This is a genomic window from Segatella hominis, from assembly GCF_004535825.1.
Classification (GTDB): Bacteria; Bacteroidota; Bacteroidia; order Bacteroidales; family Bacteroidaceae; genus Prevotella; species Prevotella hominis.
Window position 1 is genome coordinate 18,128 of record NZ_SGVY01000036.1, and the last position, 18,163, is coordinate 36,290.

Genomic DNA, 18,163 nt, shown 5'->3' on the forward strand with positions numbered 1-18,163 from the left:
ATCATTAATAATTCACTACTCGCTACTTTACATACGTGAATGCCTCGTCGAGTGCCTCAATCAAGTCGTCGATATTCTCGATACCGATGCTCAGGCGAACGGTAGAAGGATAGATGTGCTGCTCCTCCAACTCCTCTGGACTCAACTGAGAGTGGGTGGTGGTTGCTGGGTGGATAACCAGTGACTTCACATCGGCTACGTTAGCCAGCAAAGAGAAGATGCGCAGGTGGTCGATGAACTCCCATGCTTCTTTCTCGCCGCCCTTGATATCGAAGGTGAAGATAGAACCACCGCCGTTAGGGAAGAGCTTCTTGTAAAGCTCATGGTCTGGATGAGAAGGAACGGCTGGGTGATTAACCTTAGCCACCTTAGGATTGTTCTCCAGATACTCTACCACCTTCAAGGCATTCTGTACGTGGCGCTCTACACGGAGGCTCAATGTCTCCAAGCCCTGAAGAAGAATCCAGGCGTTGAATGGAGAGATGGTAGCACCAGTATCACGAAGGATGACCGCACGGATACGGGTTACGAAGGCTGCTGCTCCGGCTACATCTGCGAAGACTGCACCGTGATAAGATGGATCTGGCTTGGCGAGAGTAGGGAACTTGTCGGCATTTGCCTTCCAGTCGAACTTACCGCCATCTACGATGACACCACCGAGAGATGAACCATGACCGCCGATAAACTTGGTAGCTGAATGAACCACGATGTCAGCACCGTGCTCGATAGGACGGATGAGGTATGGAGTGCCGAAGGTGTTATCGATAATCAATGGGATGTTGTGGCGATGAGCAATCTCTGCCAACTTATCGATATCGGTTACATCTGAGTTTGGATTTCCGAAGGTCTCTGCATAGAGAGCTTTGGTATTGTCCTGAATGGCTGCCTCTACCTGCTCGAAGTTGCGAGGATCTACGATGGTGTAGCTTACACCCTGTGTAGATAATGTATGAGTGATGAGGTTATAAGTACCACCATAGATGTTGTCGGCAGCTACGATGTGGTCGCCATTCTGAAGGATGTTCTGCAGAGCGTAGGTTACTGCGGCTGCACCAGAAGCAACTGCCAAACCGGCTACACCACCTTCGAGGGCAGCTACACGGTCTTCGAATACGCCCTGTGTAGAGTTGGTCAAGCGACCATAGATGTTACCTGCGTCACGGAGACCGAAGCGATCGGCAGCGTGCTGAGAGTTGCGGAACACGTAACTTGTGGTCTGGTAGATAGGCACCGCACGAGCGTCGGTAGCTGGATCTGGATTTTCCTGACCTACATGCAACTGAAGTGTCTCAAAGCGAAGTTTCTTTTCTGTACTCATAATCTATGTCCTTTCTTTTTTTAAAATTTTACGTCAATATGTCCTTATTCATTTATATAAATATGTCGCCCAGAAATCAGATTGATGTTCTCTCTGAAAGACATTCTGATGCCTGTCTGAAAGTCATCATACTGTTTGTTCTGATTGACGTTGCAAAGGTACGGCGATTTTCTGAGTTTAGAAATCGCACATGAGTAGTATTCCTGCTACCACGTTTGTGGTATTTGGGCGATTTTCGGCTAAAAAAGGGGTAAAATTACTTAATTTGGCCGATTATTTTTCCGTAATTTAGCCATTTTTTATTCCCGAATTTGGCATTTTCAAAACCTTTACACTCTATAGACGTATGAAATTATAAAATCGGACATCTTTAAAAAAAATCCGAAAAATGCTTTCTTTTTCGAAGAAAATTATTATTTTTGCAGGCATACATATAAAATCTTACAATCGAAAACATTAAAAACTGAATGACTTATGGCATCAATAGTTTCTATTATTCCCATCGTGTTGCTGTTCGTCTTGATGCTCGGCTTCAAGATGGCAGGTCATAAGAGCGCCTTGCTGACGCTCGTGGTTACCGTGTTGCTTGCTCTCTTCGCAGCTTCGCCGCTGGGCATGATAGCTCCGGAACATGCGGAGGATAGTGTTGTCGCCCTGACGGGATGGGCGGTGGTGGAAGGCATCCTGAAGGCGGTGTTCCCGATTCTCATCATCATCCTGATGGCTATTTATAGCTATAATATCCTTGTGGAAAGCAAGCAGATTGAGGTGATCAAGAAACAGTTTACATCGATTACCGATGATAAGGGACTGCTCGTGCTGCTCCTCGTATGGGGCTTCGGCGGACTGCTCGAAGGTATGGCGGGTTTCGGAACGGCGGTGGCGATACCTGCCGCTATCCTCATCGGACTCGGCTTCAAACCGATGTTCTCGGCTCTGGTTTCCTTAATCGGTAATACCGTGGCTACGGGATTTGGTGCCGTGGGCGTACCGGTTACTACGCTCTGTAACGAGGTGGCTGAAAGCGGATCGGCTTCGGTGGCTCAGATTTGCGAGACTTCGGCCTTCGCCATCATCCAGCTGGCACCTCTCTTTATCATCCTGCCTTTCATCATCCTGACGCTTACCGATAAGCACAATCTTATCAAGAATCTCATCATCGCTCTCTGGGTGGGAGTGATTTCCGTGGTAGTGCAGTTTGTATGTGGCTATTATCTCGGTTCGGAGACTCCAGCCATCATCGGTTCGTTGGCTGCCATTATTGCCATCATCGCATACGCCAAGGTGTTTGCCAGAAAGAGCAAGGTGCAGGATAATGAAACTTTTACTTTTGCCGAGAGTCTGAAGGCATGGAGTGTTTACCTTTTTATATTGATATTCATCCTGGTTTCCGGAGCCCTCTGTCCTCCGGTCAATGCTTTCCTCAAGACTCATCTGGTGAGTGCGGTTCATCTGCCTGTGCTCGATAGCACCTTTAAGTTTGGCTGGATTTCCAATGCGGGACTGATGCTCTTTCTGGGTGCTACGATTGGTGGATTGATACAGGGATTAAGCCTCAAGCGATTGATGGTGATTCTTGCCCGTACCACGGTGAATCTGCGCAAGACAGTGGTGACCATCTGTTCGCTGATTGCCTTGGCGAGTGTGATGAACTATTCGGGAATGATTACTTCTATCGCCTCAGGATTGGTGGCAGTGACGGGTGATTTCTATCCTTTGGTTGCTCCGATGATTGGTGCCATCGGAACTTTCGTAACGGGTTCTGATACCTCTTCGAATATCCTCTTTGCCAAGCTTCAGGCTCATGTTGCCAACCAGTTGGGTATGACAGGGCTGAGCACATTCTTTGGAATGGAGGGCGGTCAGGAGAATTGGCTGGTTGCTGCCAATACCACGGGAGCCACGGGTGGCAAGATGATCAGTCCGCAGAGCATCGCCATCGCTACTGCAGCCTGCGATATGGAGGGAAAGGATGGAGAGATTCTCCGTTCGGCTATTCCATACGCCCTGTTGTATATCGTATTGGGCGGACTGATGGTTTACTTCGGTTGCTGATATTCTTTTCCTTATAAAACAAAACTGTCCTCATCTGTTATCTCAGATGGGGACAGTTTCTGTTTATAAATTGACATTTAGATATCTATAAAGCTTTTGCCCTTACAGGGCGTGTTGCGTACATGATAAGCTTTCTGTCTTTTAAGCATGTCTTTTCTCGTAAGCGAGACTGTGGTCGTGACGGTCGATATCATGTTTTGACTTGCTCTTCACCACGAGCCATACACCCGAGAAAACGAGCAGGGCTGCTATCGCCTGCATACCCTTGAACACGGCGAGACCCACGATGACACTCACGCTCACCGATACCAAAGGCTGCACATAATTATATACACTCACCACGGTAGGGCGCAGCGTTTTCTGTCCGATCATCATGCAGATGTAGGCCACGAAGGTGCCGAAGAATATCACATAGCCCGTCTCCCACCAAGTGCTCATCGGAACTTCAGCGAATGGAATGGCTGATACATGACCGATGGTGAATGGCCAGATGAAGAGCGTGGCCCAGAGAAACATCCACTTGTTGATGGTGAAGAGGGAATACTTCGACAGCAGATTCTTGAAGAGCGAGAGGTAGAGCGCAAAAGAGAGCTGAGCCGACATACAGAGCAGATCGCCCCAGATGTTGCCCACCTTCGCATTGCCCGCCGTGGCACTTGTCAGGATGATGATGCAGGCACCCGCACAGCCCATCAGCACACCGAGCGCTTTCTTCCAGGTGATAGGTTCCTTCAGGATGAAGAAGGAGAGAATCATCGCAAAGATAGGCATCGAAGTAGTCATGATGCTGGAGTTGCTCGGAGAGGTCATATTTAGTCCGATGGTATAGGAACACTGGTTGAAAACGAGGGCGAAAAGTCCTGCTGCAGCAAACATGAAGATATCTTTTACCGGTACGTGCTCCTTCTTGGTGAAGAGAGAAGCGAGCCAGAAGAGAATGGCACCGCCCAATACACGGAAGCTCACGAGGTCGATGCCGTCGATGCCGTGGAGCATGGCATCCTTGCCTACGGGAGCCATCAATCCCCAGAATGCACCGGAGCAGAAAAGACACAGGTGGGCGATGAGAGGTCGTTTGTTATCCATTTTTCTTTATTTATATTAAATTAGTCGATATTTATCGTTAAAATCGGGTGCAAAGGTACTAATTTTCAAGGAATTTTGCTATATTTGCGGTAGAAAATTTAAAAATAGGAGATATTCTTATGCAGAAATACGCTGATTATATCAAACAGATTGAGATAGACTCTCTCTGGAGTGGTACCAAACATATTCTTTGGAACCTCGACCGCCGTGTCAATATCCTGAGTGGTGTAAACGGCGTGGGCAAGAGTACTATATTAAATAAGGTGGTGAAGGGCCTCGCTGCCGGTGGGGAATTCCCGAGCCACATGATCAAGGGGGTGCATCTCAAGGTGGAGCCTGAGGAAGCCAAGTGGATACGCTACGATGTGATTCGCTCGGTGGATAGGCCGCTGATGAATGCCGAGATGATCAACAAGATAGACCTCACGCTGGTTACTGAACTTGACTGGCAGCTGTTCCAATTGCAGCGCAAGTATCTCGACTATCAAGTGAACATCGGCAATCGCATCATCGCCGTGCTGCAGAGTGGTGATCCTGATGCAGCCGCCAAGGCACAGAAACTGAGTGAACCGAAGAGGATGTTCCAGGATATAGTGGACAGTCTCTTCAAGGATACGGGCAAGACCATCGTGCGCACAGCCAACGAGATCCGCTTCGATCAGATAGGCGAACAGCTCATGCCTTACCAGCTCTCTGCCGGAGAAAAGCAGATACTTGCCATCCTCCTCACCGTGCTGGTGGAGGACAATCAGCCTTATGTGCTCTTCATGGACGAACCGGAAATCAGTCTGCACTTCGAATGGCAGAAGCAGCTCATCGGACTGGTGCTTCAACTGAACCCTAACATCCAGATCATCATGACTACCCACAGTCCTGCCGTGGTCATGGATGGATGGACGGATAAAGTCACCGAAGTGAATGATATCACCATCAAGTGAATCTCTTTCAGATGATTTCAGAGATTTCAGATTCAGATGAGTGAAGGAAAAGTTTTCGCTCTAAACTTGAAAACACGACTATTATGGCTAAACGTTTAACCGATAATATCAATTCCCTATACTTCGAGGCTGCCAACAGGATGACCTCGAAGAAGGCGAGACGTAAGATAGTGGCTTACGTCGAGAGCTATGATGACGTATTCTTTTGGCGGTCTGTACTTGGTAAGTTTGAGGATGAAACCCGCTATTTCGACATCATGCTGCCTTCACGCAACCAGCATCTGGACCGTGGCAAGAAGGCTGCGGTATCGAGTATGCTCAAGGGAGTGGGCAAGGATATGATAGCCTGCGTGGATGCCGACTACGATTATCTCCGACAGGGCACAACCGAGGCTTCGCAGATGATGCTCGAAAATCCATACATCTTCCATACCTATGCCTATGCCATTGAAAACTACCAGTGCTATGCCAAGGGGCTGCACGAAACCTGCGTGATGGTGACGCTTAACGACCATCGCATCTTCGACTTCGAGCATTTCCTGGAAGCTTATTCCCGTACGATATGGCCCCTCTTCGTTTGGCACATGCTTTTCTACATCCGTTTTCGCAAGATGTCGATGCATTTGGATATGGCTGAGTTTGACAAGGTGATCGTGCTGCCATCCGTACGAATCAGAGATCCTCAATGGGCGATAGACTATCTCGCCAAGAAGGTGAAGGCAAAGCTCTTCCAACTGGAGCGTCATTTCCCGAAGCACAAGACCTATCTTCCCGAGATGGAAACTTATCTTCGCAACCTTGGGGTAACTGAGACCAATACCTATTTATATATACAGGGTCATCATCTTTTCGACCTGGTGGTGAGTCCTATCGTGCAGAGCGTATGTGATGCCCTGCGCAATGACCGCGAGAATGAAATCCGTGACCGTGCCATCCATTCCGAGCAGGCTCGCACCGAAATGGCTTGCTATGAGAACAGCTTGGGCAAAGTGAAGATGATGATGAAGAAGAACACCTTCTACCAGTTCTCTCCGGAATTCCAGAAGATTCAGGCGGATGTGGAGAAGTTTTTGAGTGAAGAGTGAAGAACGAAGGGTAAAGAATTCATGTGCAATGCCTATTGAATTCTTCACTCTTTTGCTATAAGTATTAGCTATCTGCTTTATCACTGTCATCGGACAATCGTTTCCGCTCTCTTTCAAAGTTTTCTAAGAAGTGAATTTCTACAGGAGAAAGGTCATTCTTTGTTCGTTCTTTGAATTTGTCGTATTCAGTATCAGCCTTTTCCTTTGCCAACTTTGCAGATATCTTACCTGCATGGGTAAGTATGTCTTTTCGAGAGATACGGAGGAAGTCGTCTAGTATGTTAATCCAGTCCTTCATGTACATAGGGCGATGCTCTTCTGCCTGCATTTCTGCAAAGTCAAGATAGAGACTCACGATGCGATTCAGCGATTTTATCTCGTCTTGTGTGAGATAATTCTTCGCAATCTCGGCTTCTGGCTTTGTAGGCATAGCACCTGACCAAGTGGTGAGTCCCATGAAATCTTTTTGGGCATCAGCACGTTCATAGATGATTTCTGCTGCAGTATGCCCATGCACAGAATAGTGCATCTTGTTTTGTACCGTCTTGAAGAACTTCTGGGTCATTTCTACACGAGGGTCATAGTCGATACTGAGCGCATAGATTTCCAGTATCTTGTGATAGAATACCTTTTCACTAGAACGGATATCCCTAATTCTTGATAGAAGTTCATCGAAATAGTTACCACCGCCTGCACGTTTCAATAAGTCGTCGTTTAAGGCAAACCCCTTCACGATATACTCCTTTAGCACCTTGGTTGCCCAAATTCGGAATTGTACACCGCGATAAGAATGAACACGATAGCCTACGCTGATAATCATGTCGAGGTTGTAATATGATACAAGATGTTCTTGTGTCTTACCTTCTATAGCTCCATGTTTTGTGGTAGTTGCAAATTTTGCAACTACCATATTTTCATCTAACTCTCCCTCTTCCAACACATTCTTAATGTGTCTGGAAATGGTGGATTTGTTGCGTTGGAAAAGCTCTGCCATTTGGTCGAGTGACAGCCAAACGGTATCGTCTTGCAACTTTACCTCTATCTTTGATTCTCCATCGGGAGTTTGATATAATAGAAATAGTCCTTTGTCCATGTTCGTTTCTCCTTTATTCTTCAAAGTTGAGTTTTGGCAGAGATACTTTTATTTCTTTTCAATTTTTATACGTATGTTTCCAGGAACTTCAAGGTTCCTTCTACCTTCAAAGTCTGGGTAGAAGCAGGAATAACGATACTCTCGCCGCCCTGGAGCGTAATCTCATTACCCTCGTTGTCGGTTATCTTTGCCTTGCCCTTCAGACCGATCAGAATCACGAAACTGTCCAGTTCGGAATAGTCGAGCGTCATAGGCTCATCGAGATCATACACGGCGGTGGTGAAGTATGGACACTCTATCATGCCTACACCCTCGTTCTTCATCGGAGTATAATGCTGGCGATAGTCTGCCTGCACGGTATAGTCGATGCACTCGGCAGCCTCCTTGGTGTGGAGCTGGCGATAGTTGCCATCCTTGTCCTTGCGCTTGTAGTCGTAGATGCGGTAGGTCACATCGCTGGTCTGCTGGATTTCAGTCACGAAACAACCGGTGCCGATGGCATGAATTCTGCCTGCAGGAATAAAGAAGCAGTCGCCTTCCTTCACGTCATACTGAGCCAGTGCATCCGTGATGGTATCATTCTCCACCATCTCCTTGTACTGCTCCGGTGTAATCTGCATCTTCAAGCCATTATAGAGTTTGGCGTCCGGTTCGCTTGGCAATGCATACCACATCTCGGTCTTACCATGCTTCTTGCCCTGCTTGTGGGCAATCTTATCATTAGGATGCACCTGGATAGAGAGGTCGTTGTTGGCGTCAATAAACTTGATAAGCAATGGAAATTCATTTCCGAAACGCTTGTAGTTCTCCTCCCCAAGGAAACTTCCCTTGAGTTCTTTCACTACCTCATTGAGGCTCTTGCCCTGCATCTCGCCATCAGCTACGATGCTTTCTTTGCCTGGTACTCCAGAGATTTCCCAGCTTTCGCCCACCTTCTCCTGCTTTACGTCGAGATGTTTGAAAGCGATAATCTTACTGCCACCCCAGATGGTGGATTTTAATAGTGGTTGAAATTTTAATGGTTTCATGTTGTATGAAATTTTATTTAGTTGATAAAAATGTGCATGTGCACTGAATTCTCCCAAGGCAATCCGTCGTGTCAGGATATCCGCTCTGATGGGGAAATGCCTTTCCGACTTTATACCTTATTATATATATAACGCATTTCTTTAGAAAACTACTTAGTTTAGTAAGCGCTTTTTTTTCCTTTCAAATACCTGAATTCAAATATCTGATATGCTGTCATCTGATATGATTTATCCGACAACTCATTCTGTATATTAGTTCTCCTTCCAGAACGCCGGAGTAAAGATTACCAGCACACTGAAAATCTCAAGACGACCAATCAGCATCATCAGCGAGCAGAACCATTTAGCCAGGTCGGGCAGTTCGCTCCACGACATGGTAGGTCCGATTTCCGTACCTAAGGTAGGTCCCACATTACCCACGCAACTCAGCGTGATGGTGATGGCATTGGTATTGTCGATGCCCATCGCAATCATCGTGAAGGAGATGACCAGACAGATGATGAGATAGGTGGTGAGGAAGGCGAGCAGGGTGACACGCTTCTGCATCGGCACGTTGACACCGTCTATCTTCAGTGGCAGCACGGCATTCGGATGCAGAATCTGGCGGAACTCATTCTTCACCATTCTCACGAGCATCACGCCACGGATACATTTCAGTCCACCGCTTGTACTGCCTGAGCACGCTCCGAAGAACATACATGTAGCCAGGATAACCCAGGTGACATGAGGCCAGAGGGCGGCATCATCATTGAAGAGACCTGTGGTGGTGATAAACGAAACCACCTGGAATACGGCGCTGCGGAAGGCATGCTCCAGGTCGTAATTGCGCAGCGTAACCAGTTCTATCATGATGAAGGCGGTGAATGCCATGACAAGTAGGGTATAGAACTTGAATTCTGAATTCTTGAACAGATCCTTGATCTTGAACTTGATGACTGCTGCATAGAGCAGCGTGAAATTCACGCCCGAAAGGAAACAGAAGAAAGCACAGATGTATTCTAATGCCGGCGAATGGAAGAACTCAGTACTGCTGTTGTGAGTAGAGAAACCTCCCGTAGCCGTGGTGGTCATCGCGTAGTTGAAACTGTCGAAGAGATTCATTCCCGCTATATAATAGGAGAGGATGCATGCAATGGTGAGCACCAGGTAGACACTCCAGATCCATTTGGCAGAGGTGGAGAGACGGGGATGCAACTTAGACTTGATGGGTCCCGTGGCCTCTGCCGCAAACACCTTGGTCTGTCCTCCGACAAGCGAAGGCAGCAGGGCGATGGTGAAGAACACAATTCCTAATCCGCCTATCCACTGGGTGAGCGACCGCCAGAAGAGCAGTCCGTGGGGGAAACATTCCACATCGTCGAGGATGGTGGCTCCCGTGGTGGTAAATCCCGACATCGTCTCGAAGTAGGCATCCGTAAAACTGTGGATGTAACCGCTAATCATGAAGGGCAGCGTGCCGAAGAGACTGAAGACAATCCAGGAGAGCGAAACCACGAGGTAGGCATCACGGCGCGACATCGTATTGTCGGCTCCATGACCTCTCCATTTCAATATCAGTCCGCCTCCGATGGTGGTAAGTGTAGCCACGATGAAGGCAAAGATGTCGTCCTGCTGATAGTAGAGAGCTACCAGCAGACTGATGAAGAGCAGGAATGCCTCGATGAAGAGGAGCTGTCCTAAGATCTTATATATCAGTTTACTGTTTATCATATAAAGTACTTCTCAATTTTCTTCATGTTGATGTTGTGGCAGAATACCATCACGGAGTCGCCCGGTTCTATCTGTGTATGTCCGGAAACGAGCATTCCCTCGCCCTTGCGCACCAGTCCACCGATGGTTACACCGATAGGCATGCCGAGATCTTTCACTGGTTTCTTGGTTACCTTCGAATCCTCCTTGGCGATAAATTCCGCCACATCGGCATTGGCACTCATGAGGAAGCGCACGTTCATCACGTCGGCATCGAGCATCATCTGGTAGATGTAGCTTGCTGCTATCGCCTTCTTATTGATGATGGTACCGATATCGAGACTCTCAGCCATGCTCACGTAATCCACGTTTTCCACCGCAGCCACGGTCTTTCTCACTCCCAGTCGCTTGGCGGTGAGGCAGGCGAGGATATTGGTTTCGGCATTGCCGGTGAGCGCCACGAAAGCCTGAGTGCTCCTGATGCCCTCCTCGGTAAGCAGCGGAATATCGCGACCGTCGCCATGAATGATGAGCGTCTTCCGATCGTCGAGGATGTCATTGAGATATTCACATCTGTGTTCATCTATCTCGATGATCTTGGTCTCCATATACTCCGGCATCTTCTTCACGGCTCTCACGGCAGTACGTCCGCCGCCCATGACCATCACGTTCTTCACATCCACATAATGCTCCTTGCCCACAATCTTGCGGATGTATGGGATATAGTTGCGGGTAGTCATGAAGTAAGCCAGGTCGTAGAGCTTCAGTTCATCATAACCGCCCGGGATGATGGTTTCGCTGCCTCGCTTGATGGCCACCACATGGTAAGGGTCGTTGGGACCGCTGATGTCCTTGAGCGGCTTATTGAGAATTTCGCAGGTTTCGCGCAGTTTGATACCCAGCATGATGAGGGCACCATCGTGCACATCCCATCTCTGGCGCACCCAACTCATCTTCAGTCCGTTGTTGATATCCACGGCGGCCAGCATCTCCGGATAGATCAGCTTGTCGATGCCCAGTTCGCGGAAGAAATCCTGTGCCTGCTGGTCCATGTATTCCGGATTATCCACCTTGGCAACGGTGCGCTTGGCTCCGAGTTTCTTGGCAAGGATGCAGGAAGTGATATTCTTGCTCTCCAACGGCGTTACTGCGATGAAGAGGTCGGCATCCTGTATGTCTGCATTCTGCAAAATTTTCAGACTGGTAGGCTGTCCCAGCATGGTGAGCAGATCATAGTCAGAACCGATGCTGGCGAGTCGTTCCTCGCTATCATCAATGAGCGTGATATCCTCCTTGCTTCTGGAGAGCAATCGGGCCAGATGGGTGCCTATGGCGTATGCGCCTGCAATAATGATTTTCATTTTTGATTTTCTATTGTTTTTCTGATGGACTCATTGTCCAGACCGATGATTTCTCTCAGCTGGGCTACGGTTCCATGTTCTACAAATTCGTCTGGAATACCCATCCTCGTTATCTGCGGACGGTATCCGTGGTCGCTCATCCATTCCAGTATGGCAGATCCGAATCCTCCCTTTCTCACTCCGTCTTCGATGGTGATGATGCGGTCAAATTTCTTTGCGATTTCTTCGAGCAGTGCTTCATCGAGCGGCTTGAGGAATCGCATATCGTAGTGGGCAATGCTCAATGCAGAAGCTGTCTTCTTGTCTGCCTCAGAATTGCCTTTATTTTCATTTTCTATTTCAGCAATCACCTTTTCCACATCGTTTCCGATAGGTCCCAGGGTAAGTACCGCCACGTCATCGCCGTCTTTCAACTTGCGTCCGGTACCGGTCTTGATTTCCTCCATCTCGTTCTTCCAATCTACCAGCACGCCCTTGCCTCTCGGATAGCGAATCACATAGCTGCCCTGTCCCGGGAGCTGGGCTGAGTACATCAGATTGCGCAGTTCATGCTCGTCCATAGGCGATGCGATGGTGAGGTTAGGTATCGGGCGGAGCGCTGCCAGGTCGAAAGCACCGTGGTGGGTAGGTCCGTCTTCGCCTACCAGTCCGGCACGGTCCAGACAGAGTACTACAGGCAGATTGAGCAGCGCCATGTCGTGGATGATATTATCATAGGCTCTCTGTGCAAACGAACTGTAGATATTGCAGAAAGGTTGCAGTCCGTCCTTCGCCATACCGGCAGAGAAAGTCACGGCATGTCCTTCTGCGATACCCACGTCGAACACACGGTCGGGCATCGCCTTCATCATGATATTCATCGAGCAACCGGTAGGCATGGCAGGTGTCACACCCACGATCTTCTGGTTCTTCTCCGCCAGTTCGAGCAGGGTATTTCCGAAAACATCCTGGAACTTAGGAGGCTGGTTGCTGGTATCAGCGATGATACGCTCTCCAGTCTCCGGGTCGAATTTGCCTGGCGCATGCCAGATGGTGGCACTCTTCTCGGCAGGTTCATAACCCTTGCCCTTGGTGGTATGGAGATGCAGGAGCTTAGGTCCCTTCATGTCCTTGAGCTGCATGAGAACCCTTACTACCTCCTTTACGTCATGACCATTGAAAGGTCCGAAATATCGGATGTTCATTCCCTCGAAGATGTTCTGCTGATGGCTGAGTGCCGACTTCAGTGCATTGTTGAGCCGTATGATGCCCTTCTTGCGGTCTTCATTGAGATAGCCCTTGGAATGGAGCCACTGTGAAGCCTTGAAGCGCAACTTGTTGTAGGTCTCGTTGGTGTCGAGATTGAGGAGATATTTCTCCATACCTCCCACCGCCCGGTCGATACTCATATCATTATCATTCAGGATGATGAGCATGTTGTTGGGGGTGCTGGAAACATTATTGAGTCCCTCGAAGGCAAGTCCGCCACTCATGGCACCATCGCCTATCACCGCCACGGTATGCCGGTTTTCCTTGCCCGTCTTCTTGGCTGCCACTGCCATACCCAACGCTGCTGAGATGGAATTGCTGGCATGACCGCAGGCGAAGGTATCATATTCGCTCTCTAAGGGTGAAGGGAAAGGACGGATGCCGTGCAGCTTCCTGTTGGTGCAGAAAGAATCGCGGCGACCGGTAAGAATCTTATGACCATAAGCCTGGTGGCCCACATCCCAAACGATGCGGTCCTCAGGAGTATTGAATACGTAATGTAGGGCTACAGTTATCTCGACTACGCCAAGTGAAGACGCAAAGTGACCAGGATTTACGGCTACCTCGTCGATGATGTCTTCCCTCAGTTCCTTGCAGACTTGGGGAAGCTGGTCAATACTCAACTTCCTCAAATCGTCTGGGTATTTTATCTTGCTTAAAAGACTAAACTTTTCTTGATCCATGTGTTCAACTCGTGAATAACTCTGCAAAGATAATGCTTTTTTGCTAATCCTAATCATATTTATCCCGATAATTTCGGTTTTTCAGTTTTTTCTTTGTATTTTTGCACAGAAATGTTGTCTTTTGGTGGGGGAATTGCATCATAAAAGCATAAAAATGCTTGATAAAGTCATGGTAAAACATGATCAAGCAATATATTAAGGTATGATGATGGCAAGTTAATTGCAAAATAATTGCAAAAAATCAAGAAGACAGTACCCCAATCTATTCGTAAAAACGTAATAATAAACAAATAACACATATATTATGAGAAAAAATGTAATCTTGATGGGAGCCTTGCTGATGGCTTCTATGTCGATGATGGCGCAGACCGGTAAGGGAGGCATCTCTACCCAGATGATCCAGCAGATGGAGAAATCACAGAAGGGCGGTACTGCCGAGAAGGCTCTCTTCAATGCCATCGCCAATAATAATATCGACGACCTGGTGAAAAATCCAGCCAATGCTGCTGCCGTGGATACTCATTTCAGTATCGAGACTCCGCAGCAGTCTATCCACAACCAGTTGAGTTCCGGCCGCTGCTGGATGTTCAGTGGTTTCAATGTGCTCCGCTCTAACTTCGCCCTCAACGACAAGCAGGGTAGAGTGGTGGAATTCTCGCAGGACTATCTCTTCTTCTACGACCAGTTGGAGAAGGCCAACCTCATGCTGCAGGGTGTTATCGACCTGGGCAAGAAGGATATCGAGGACCCTCAGGTGCAGTTCTTCTTCAAAAATCCGCTCAACGATGGCGGTACTTTCTGTGGTGTTGCCGATTTGGCAAGCAAGTATGGTCTCGTACCAATGAGTGCCCAGCCTGAGACTTTCTCAAGCAACAATACTTCCAAGATGAGCCGTCTCGTAAGCAGCAAGCTCCGCGAGTATGGTCTGGAACTCCGCAAGATGGTGGCTCAGGGCAAGAAGTCGGCAGCTATCCAGGCTCGCAAGAACGAAATGCTCGGTCAGGTTTATCGCATGCTGAGTCTTACTCTCGGCGAACCGGTAAAGGAATTTACCTATGCTTTCCGCGACAAGGATGGCAAGCAGGTTGGCGAGGCGAAGAAGTATACTCCTAAGAGTTTCTATGAGGAAACCGTAGGCAAGGACCTGAACGGTACCTTCCTGATGGTGATGAACGATCCCCGCCGTCCTTATCACAAGACCTACGAGGTGGAATACGACCGTCATACTTACGATGGTCACAACTGGAAATACCTGAACCTGCCGATGAAGGAAATCGCTGATCTCGCCATCGCTTCACTCAAGGGCGGACAGAAGATGTATTCCAGCTATGATGTGGGCAAGCAGCTCGACCGCAAGCGTGGTTATCTGGCTACCGACAACTTCGACTATGGTACTCTCTTCGGCACCTCCTTTGGTATGGACAAGGCTCAGCGTATCTCTACTTTCGACAGTGGTTCTACTCATGCTATGACCCTCACCGCTGTGGATCTCGATGCCAATGGCAAGCCGGTCAAGTGGAAGGTGGAAAACAGTTGGGGTGCTGACAATGGCTTCTCCGGTTGCTTCATCATGACCAACGACTGGTTTAATGAGTATATGTTCCGCTTGGTAGTAGATAAGAAATTCGCTTCTGAGCAGTTGCAGAAGGAGTTCGATCAGAAGCCAACCATGCTGACTCCAGACGATCCTTTGTTCCAGTTGGAAGATTAGTCTTGAAAAATAATAGGAGTATTCTCGGAATAATAGAACAGTTCCTGATGTAATAGGAAAGTTCTCTAAGTAATAGAAGTATTCCTGATTAAAATAGAATGTTCTTGATTCATATATAAAAATGCAAGAGAAGAAAATCAGAGAGCGCATTATTTCGCTCGTCAATAAGGAGGTAGTTCCTGCCATCGGTTGTACAGAACCGATGGCTGTAGCATTGTGTACGGCAAAGGCCGCAACGACTTTAGGCAGACGTCCGGATCGCATTGAAGTGTTCTTGAGTCCCAACATGCTCAAGAATGCGATGGGCGTGGGAATCCCAGGCACAGGAATGATTGGTCTGCCTATCGCAGTTTCGTTAGGTGCCCTTATCGGCAAACCGGAATATGAGTTGGAGGTGTTGAAAGATCTCACTCCTGCCACGCTCGAACAGGGGAAGCGATACATCAATGATGCTGATATTGACATCAAACTCAAGCAGGGAAATGTCGATAAACTCTATATAGAGGTTGTTTGCCGTGCTGGCAGCGATATGGCTACGGCCATTATCTCCGGTAGTCATACCCACTTCGTGTATGTGGAGCGCAATGGTGAGGTGGTGATGGATAACCGTGGCGGTCATGGTGGTAGTGATGAAGAGGAGGATGATATCCAACTCAACTTCCGCCTGGTATATGATTTCGCCACAACGGCTCCGCTCGATGAAATCTCTTTCATCCTCAAGACCAAGGAGTATAATATGAAGGCTGCCGAGGAATCTATCAAGGGCAACTACGGCCACTGTTTGGGCAAGACGATGGACCGTCCTTTGAGTCATGGTATCTTCGGCGATAATATTTTCTCGCATATCCTCTCGCGCACAGCTTCTGCCTGCGATGCCCGTATGGGTGGAGCCATGATTCCTGTGATGAGCAATAGTGGTAGTGGCAACCAGGGTATCTGTGCTACCAACCCAGTGGTGGTTTATGCCATGGAGAACGAGAATACTGAGGAAGAACTGATCCGTGCCCTGATGCTCAGTCATCTTACCGCCATCTACATCAAGCAGAGCTTGGGCAAACTCTCTGCCCTCTGCGGTTGCGTGGTAGCCAGCACGGGCAGCAGTTGCGGTATTACCTATCTGATGGGTGGCGACTATACCCGCATCTGCAATTCTGTGAAGAACATGGTGGCCAACCTCACCGGTATGATCTGTGATGGAGCTAAACCAAGTTGTGCCTTGAAGATTTCCTCAGGAGTGAGTACTGCGCTCCTCTCAGCTCTCCTCTCTATGGAGGGCAAGTGCGTAACCTCTGCCGAGGGTATCGTAGATGATGATGTGGATAAGTGCATCCACAATCTGACATCCATTGGTGCTGATGCGATGAGAGCTACCGATGACATGGTGCTCGATATCATGACGCATAAGAGCTGCTAATAGAACAACAGCCATCCCATCGTGTACATACGAATAGGAGACTCTGACACATTATATATAGGGGCATCTTTGTTTCTTGAAAAGAGACAAAGGTGTCCCTATCATTTTTTTATAAACATCGTAAGTACACAACAATTATGGCAAGAAGCAAGAAAACATCAGAGTCACTATTTTCATTCATGAACCTTCTCATCGCCCTGTTGCTGAAAAATGGTCAACTCCGTACCATGCTGCATTATAAGGCAACCCTCAACAGCTATATGCGATTCCGAGCAGGCAAGGACATTACCTTCAAAGAGATAGATGCGGAAGAGGTGCAATCCTACGAGGCATATTTGAAGAACGTGGCGAAAGTATGCAACAATACCAGCTCCTTCTACCTTCGCATACTCCGTGCTGCCTACAACAAAGCCGTGGAGAAAGGTTATACCACTCAGCAAAACCCTTTCAAGAACGTCTATACAGGCATCGCCAAGACCAACAAACGAGCCATTCCTACAGAATCTGTCAGCAGCATCAAGCACATGGAATCCGCCAAAGATCTCACACCCAAACAAGAGCTTGCAAGAGACACATTCCTGATGTGCTTCTATCTGCGAGGCATCTCATTTATAGACTTAGCGCATCTGCGCAAGTCCAACCTCAAAGACGGTTTTGTCTCTTATACCCGAAGCAAGACAGGGCAACGCATTTCCATCCGCTGGGAGAAGGATATGCAGGATATTGTTGATAAATACCAAGCGCAAACTGCCTCTTCTCCTTATCTCTTTCCTTTTCTTGCAGATTGTGCTACCAACAGCAAGAATGAGACAATGCAAGACAAGAGACAGGACGAGTTGCGCCTATACCATAATGCAGAGTCACGCATCACATACCATCTCAAAAAGTTGGGGGCGAAAATGGGTATCAATGGTAAACTGACTCTTTATGTCGCACGCCACTCATGGGCTACTACGGCAAGAGATAAAAATATTTCGATTTCTGTCATTAGTAAGGCTTTAGGGCACAATTCTGAAATCACAACCCAAATATATCTCCGTTCCATTCAATCCTCAGAAGTGGATGATGCCAACGCAGAAATACTTGCGTTGCTCTAAGTGAAAATGCGAATCAAAATAAGGAATATGGCGGATTGAACCAAAATGAACCAACTTTCTGAGTCTCTATGTAAGAGATATAGAATCACACTGCAAAAATACGAAAAAATATTGTAAATAAGCGAATTATGCGTGTTAAAAATTTAATATCACACCATAAAACTCAACAATTATTCGGTAATATTTTTGGATAAGTCTTGATTCCCTCAGATTATCAGGAAGTTACGAAGTTTTCTGTATCTCTTACATAGAGATACGGAAAATGAATAGAATAAGAACTATAAATATGGCTTTCATATAAGCAGAGCGTATGACACACAATTTGCTAAACACGGGCTTGCTTGCATCATGTATGCA

General features: G+C 47.7%; 13 protein-coding genes. 6 read left to right on the plus strand and 7 right to left on the minus strand.

Annotated elements, in window-relative coordinates:
* Positions 1–22: 22 nt before the first annotated feature.
* A complete protein-coding gene (locus EXN75_RS12220; protein WP_006849406.1) occupies positions 23–1,318 on the minus strand; it encodes an O-acetylhomoserine aminocarboxypropyltransferase/cysteine synthase family protein in 1,296 nt (431 codons plus the stop codon).
* 474 nt (positions 1,319–1,792) lie between these two features.
* Here EXN75_RS12220 and EXN75_RS12225 point away from each other — a divergent pair, with 474 nt between their 5' ends.
* Entirely contained in the window at positions 1,793–3,373 is a 1,581-nt protein-coding gene (locus tag EXN75_RS12225; protein WP_134844040.1) for an L-lactate permease, read from the plus strand.
* A 141-nt stretch (positions 3,374–3,514) separates the two neighbouring features.
* Here EXN75_RS12225 and EXN75_RS12230 read toward each other — a convergent pair whose 3' ends face one another.
* Complete coding sequence (locus EXN75_RS12230) at positions 3,515–4,459, minus strand: DMT family transporter (RefSeq protein ID WP_118117948.1); 945 nt, start codon at positions 4,457–4,459, stop codon at positions 3,515–3,517.
* A gap of 119 nt (positions 4,460–4,578) precedes the next feature.
* On the opposite strand from EXN75_RS12230, the gene EXN75_RS12235 reads away from it, so the two are divergent.
* Both EXN75_RS12235 and EXN75_RS12240 read left to right on the plus strand, forming a co-directional pair.
* Positions 4,579–5,397, plus strand: a complete 819-nt coding sequence (locus EXN75_RS12235) for an AAA family ATPase (protein ID WP_118117946.1) — start codon at positions 4,579–4,581, stop codon at positions 5,395–5,397.
* A gap of 83 nt (positions 5,398–5,480) precedes the next feature.
* Positions 5,481–6,482, plus strand: a complete 1,002-nt coding sequence (locus tag EXN75_RS12240) for a DUF4435 domain-containing protein (protein ID WP_134844041.1) — start codon at positions 5,481–5,483, stop codon at positions 6,480–6,482.
* Positions 6,483–6,546: 64 nt separating this feature from the next.
* Here the strand turns inward: EXN75_RS12240 and EXN75_RS12245 are convergent, their stop codons facing one another.
* The 5 genes from EXN75_RS12245 to dxs all read right to left on the minus strand — a co-directional run bounded on the left by EXN75_RS12245 (position 6,547) and on the right by dxs (position 13,584).
* On the minus strand, positions 6,547–7,575 hold the full coding sequence (locus tag EXN75_RS12245) for a virulence RhuM family protein (RefSeq protein ID WP_134844042.1): 1,029 nt from the start codon (positions 7,573–7,575) through the stop codon (positions 6,547–6,549).
* Positions 7,576–7,640: 65 nt separating this feature from the next.
* Positions 7,641–8,603 (minus strand): type I phosphomannose isomerase catalytic subunit, encoded by a 963-nt coding sequence (locus EXN75_RS12250; RefSeq protein WP_134844043.1) that lies wholly within the window; start codon positions 8,601–8,603, stop codon positions 7,641–7,643.
* 252 nt (positions 8,604–8,855) lie between these two features.
* Entirely contained in the window at positions 8,856–10,313 is a 1,458-nt protein-coding gene (locus EXN75_RS12255) for a TrkH family potassium uptake protein (RefSeq protein WP_118117940.1), read from the minus strand.
* Positions 10,310–11,653 carry a Trk system potassium transporter TrkA gene (trkA, locus tag EXN75_RS12260; RefSeq protein ID WP_118117938.1) on the minus strand — a complete coding sequence of 448 codons (1,344 nt, stop codon included), beginning with the start codon at positions 11,651–11,653 and terminating at the stop codon, positions 10,310–10,312. The genes EXN75_RS12255 and trkA overlap by 4 nt, the downstream gene beginning before the upstream one ends.
* The gene (dxs, locus tag EXN75_RS12265; RefSeq protein ID WP_134844044.1) at positions 11,650–13,584 is read right to left on the minus strand and encodes a 1-deoxy-D-xylulose-5-phosphate synthase; all 1,935 of its coding nucleotides are present in this window, start codon (positions 13,582–13,584) and stop codon (positions 11,650–11,652) included. Before dxs ends, trkA begins: the two co-directional genes overlap by 4 nt.
* A gap of 304 nt (positions 13,585–13,888) precedes the next feature.
* On the opposite strand from dxs, the gene EXN75_RS12270 reads away from it, so the two are divergent.
* The 3 genes from EXN75_RS12270 (at position 13,889) to EXN75_RS12280 (ending at position 17,806) form a co-directional block, all read left to right on the plus strand.
* On the plus strand, positions 13,889–15,295 hold the full coding sequence (locus EXN75_RS12270; protein WP_134844045.1) for a C1 family peptidase: 1,407 nt from the start codon (positions 13,889–13,891) through the stop codon (positions 15,293–15,295).
* 121 nt (positions 15,296–15,416) lie between these two features.
* The gene (locus EXN75_RS12275) at positions 15,417–16,709 is read left to right on the plus strand and encodes an L-cysteine desulfidase family protein (protein ID WP_118117931.1); all 1,293 of its coding nucleotides are present in this window, start codon (positions 15,417–15,419) and stop codon (positions 16,707–16,709) included.
* 137 nt (positions 16,710–16,846) lie between these two features.
* Positions 16,847–17,806, plus strand: coding sequence for a tyrosine-type recombinase/integrase (locus EXN75_RS12280; RefSeq protein ID WP_134844046.1), 960 nt, complete (start codon positions 16,847–16,849; stop codon positions 17,804–17,806).
* Positions 17,807–18,163 lie beyond the last annotated feature (357 nt).

Bases quoted from the DNA above. Each gene is read 5' to 3' on its own strand.
- EXN75_RS12240 (WP_134844041.1), top strand. From the start codon at position 5,481: ATGGCTAAACGTTTAACCGATAATATCAATTCCCTATACTTCGAGGCT.
- EXN75_RS12270 (WP_134844045.1), top strand. From the start codon at position 13,889: ATGAGAAAAAATGTAATCTTGATGGGAGCCTTGCTGATGGCTTCTATG.
- EXN75_RS12245 (WP_134844042.1), bottom strand. From the start codon at position 7,575: ATGGACAAAGGACTATTTCTATTATATCAAACTCCCGATGGAGAATCA.
- EXN75_RS12235 (WP_118117946.1), top strand. From the start codon at position 4,579: ATGCAGAAATACGCTGATTATATCAAACAGATTGAGATAGACTCTCTC.
- EXN75_RS12280 (WP_134844046.1), top strand. From the start codon at position 16,847: ATGGCAAGAAGCAAGAAAACATCAGAGTCACTATTTTCATTCATGAAC.
- EXN75_RS12220 (WP_006849406.1), bottom strand. From the start codon at position 1,318: ATGAGTACAGAAAAGAAACTTCGCTTTGAGACACTTCAGTTGCATGTA.
- EXN75_RS12225 (WP_134844040.1), top strand. From the start codon at position 1,793: ATGGCATCAATAGTTTCTATTATTCCCATCGTGTTGCTGTTCGTCTTG.
- EXN75_RS12255 (WP_118117940.1), bottom strand. From the start codon at position 10,313: ATGATAAACAGTAAACTGATATATAAGATCTTAGGACAGCTCCTCTTC.
- trkA (WP_118117938.1), bottom strand. From the start codon at position 11,653: ATGAAAATCATTATTGCAGGCGCATACGCCATAGGCACCCATCTGGCC.
- dxs (WP_134844044.1), bottom strand. From the start codon at position 13,584: ATGGATCAAGAAAAGTTTAGTCTTTTAAGCAAGATAAAATACCCAGAC.
- EXN75_RS12275 (WP_118117931.1), top strand. From the start codon at position 15,417: ATGCAAGAGAAGAAAATCAGAGAGCGCATTATTTCGCTCGTCAATAAG.
- EXN75_RS12250 (WP_134844043.1), bottom strand. From the start codon at position 8,603: ATGAAACCATTAAAATTTCAACCACTATTAAAATCCACCATCTGGGGT.
- EXN75_RS12230 (WP_118117948.1), bottom strand. From the start codon at position 4,459: ATGGATAACAAACGACCTCTCATCGCCCACCTGTGTCTTTTCTGCTCC.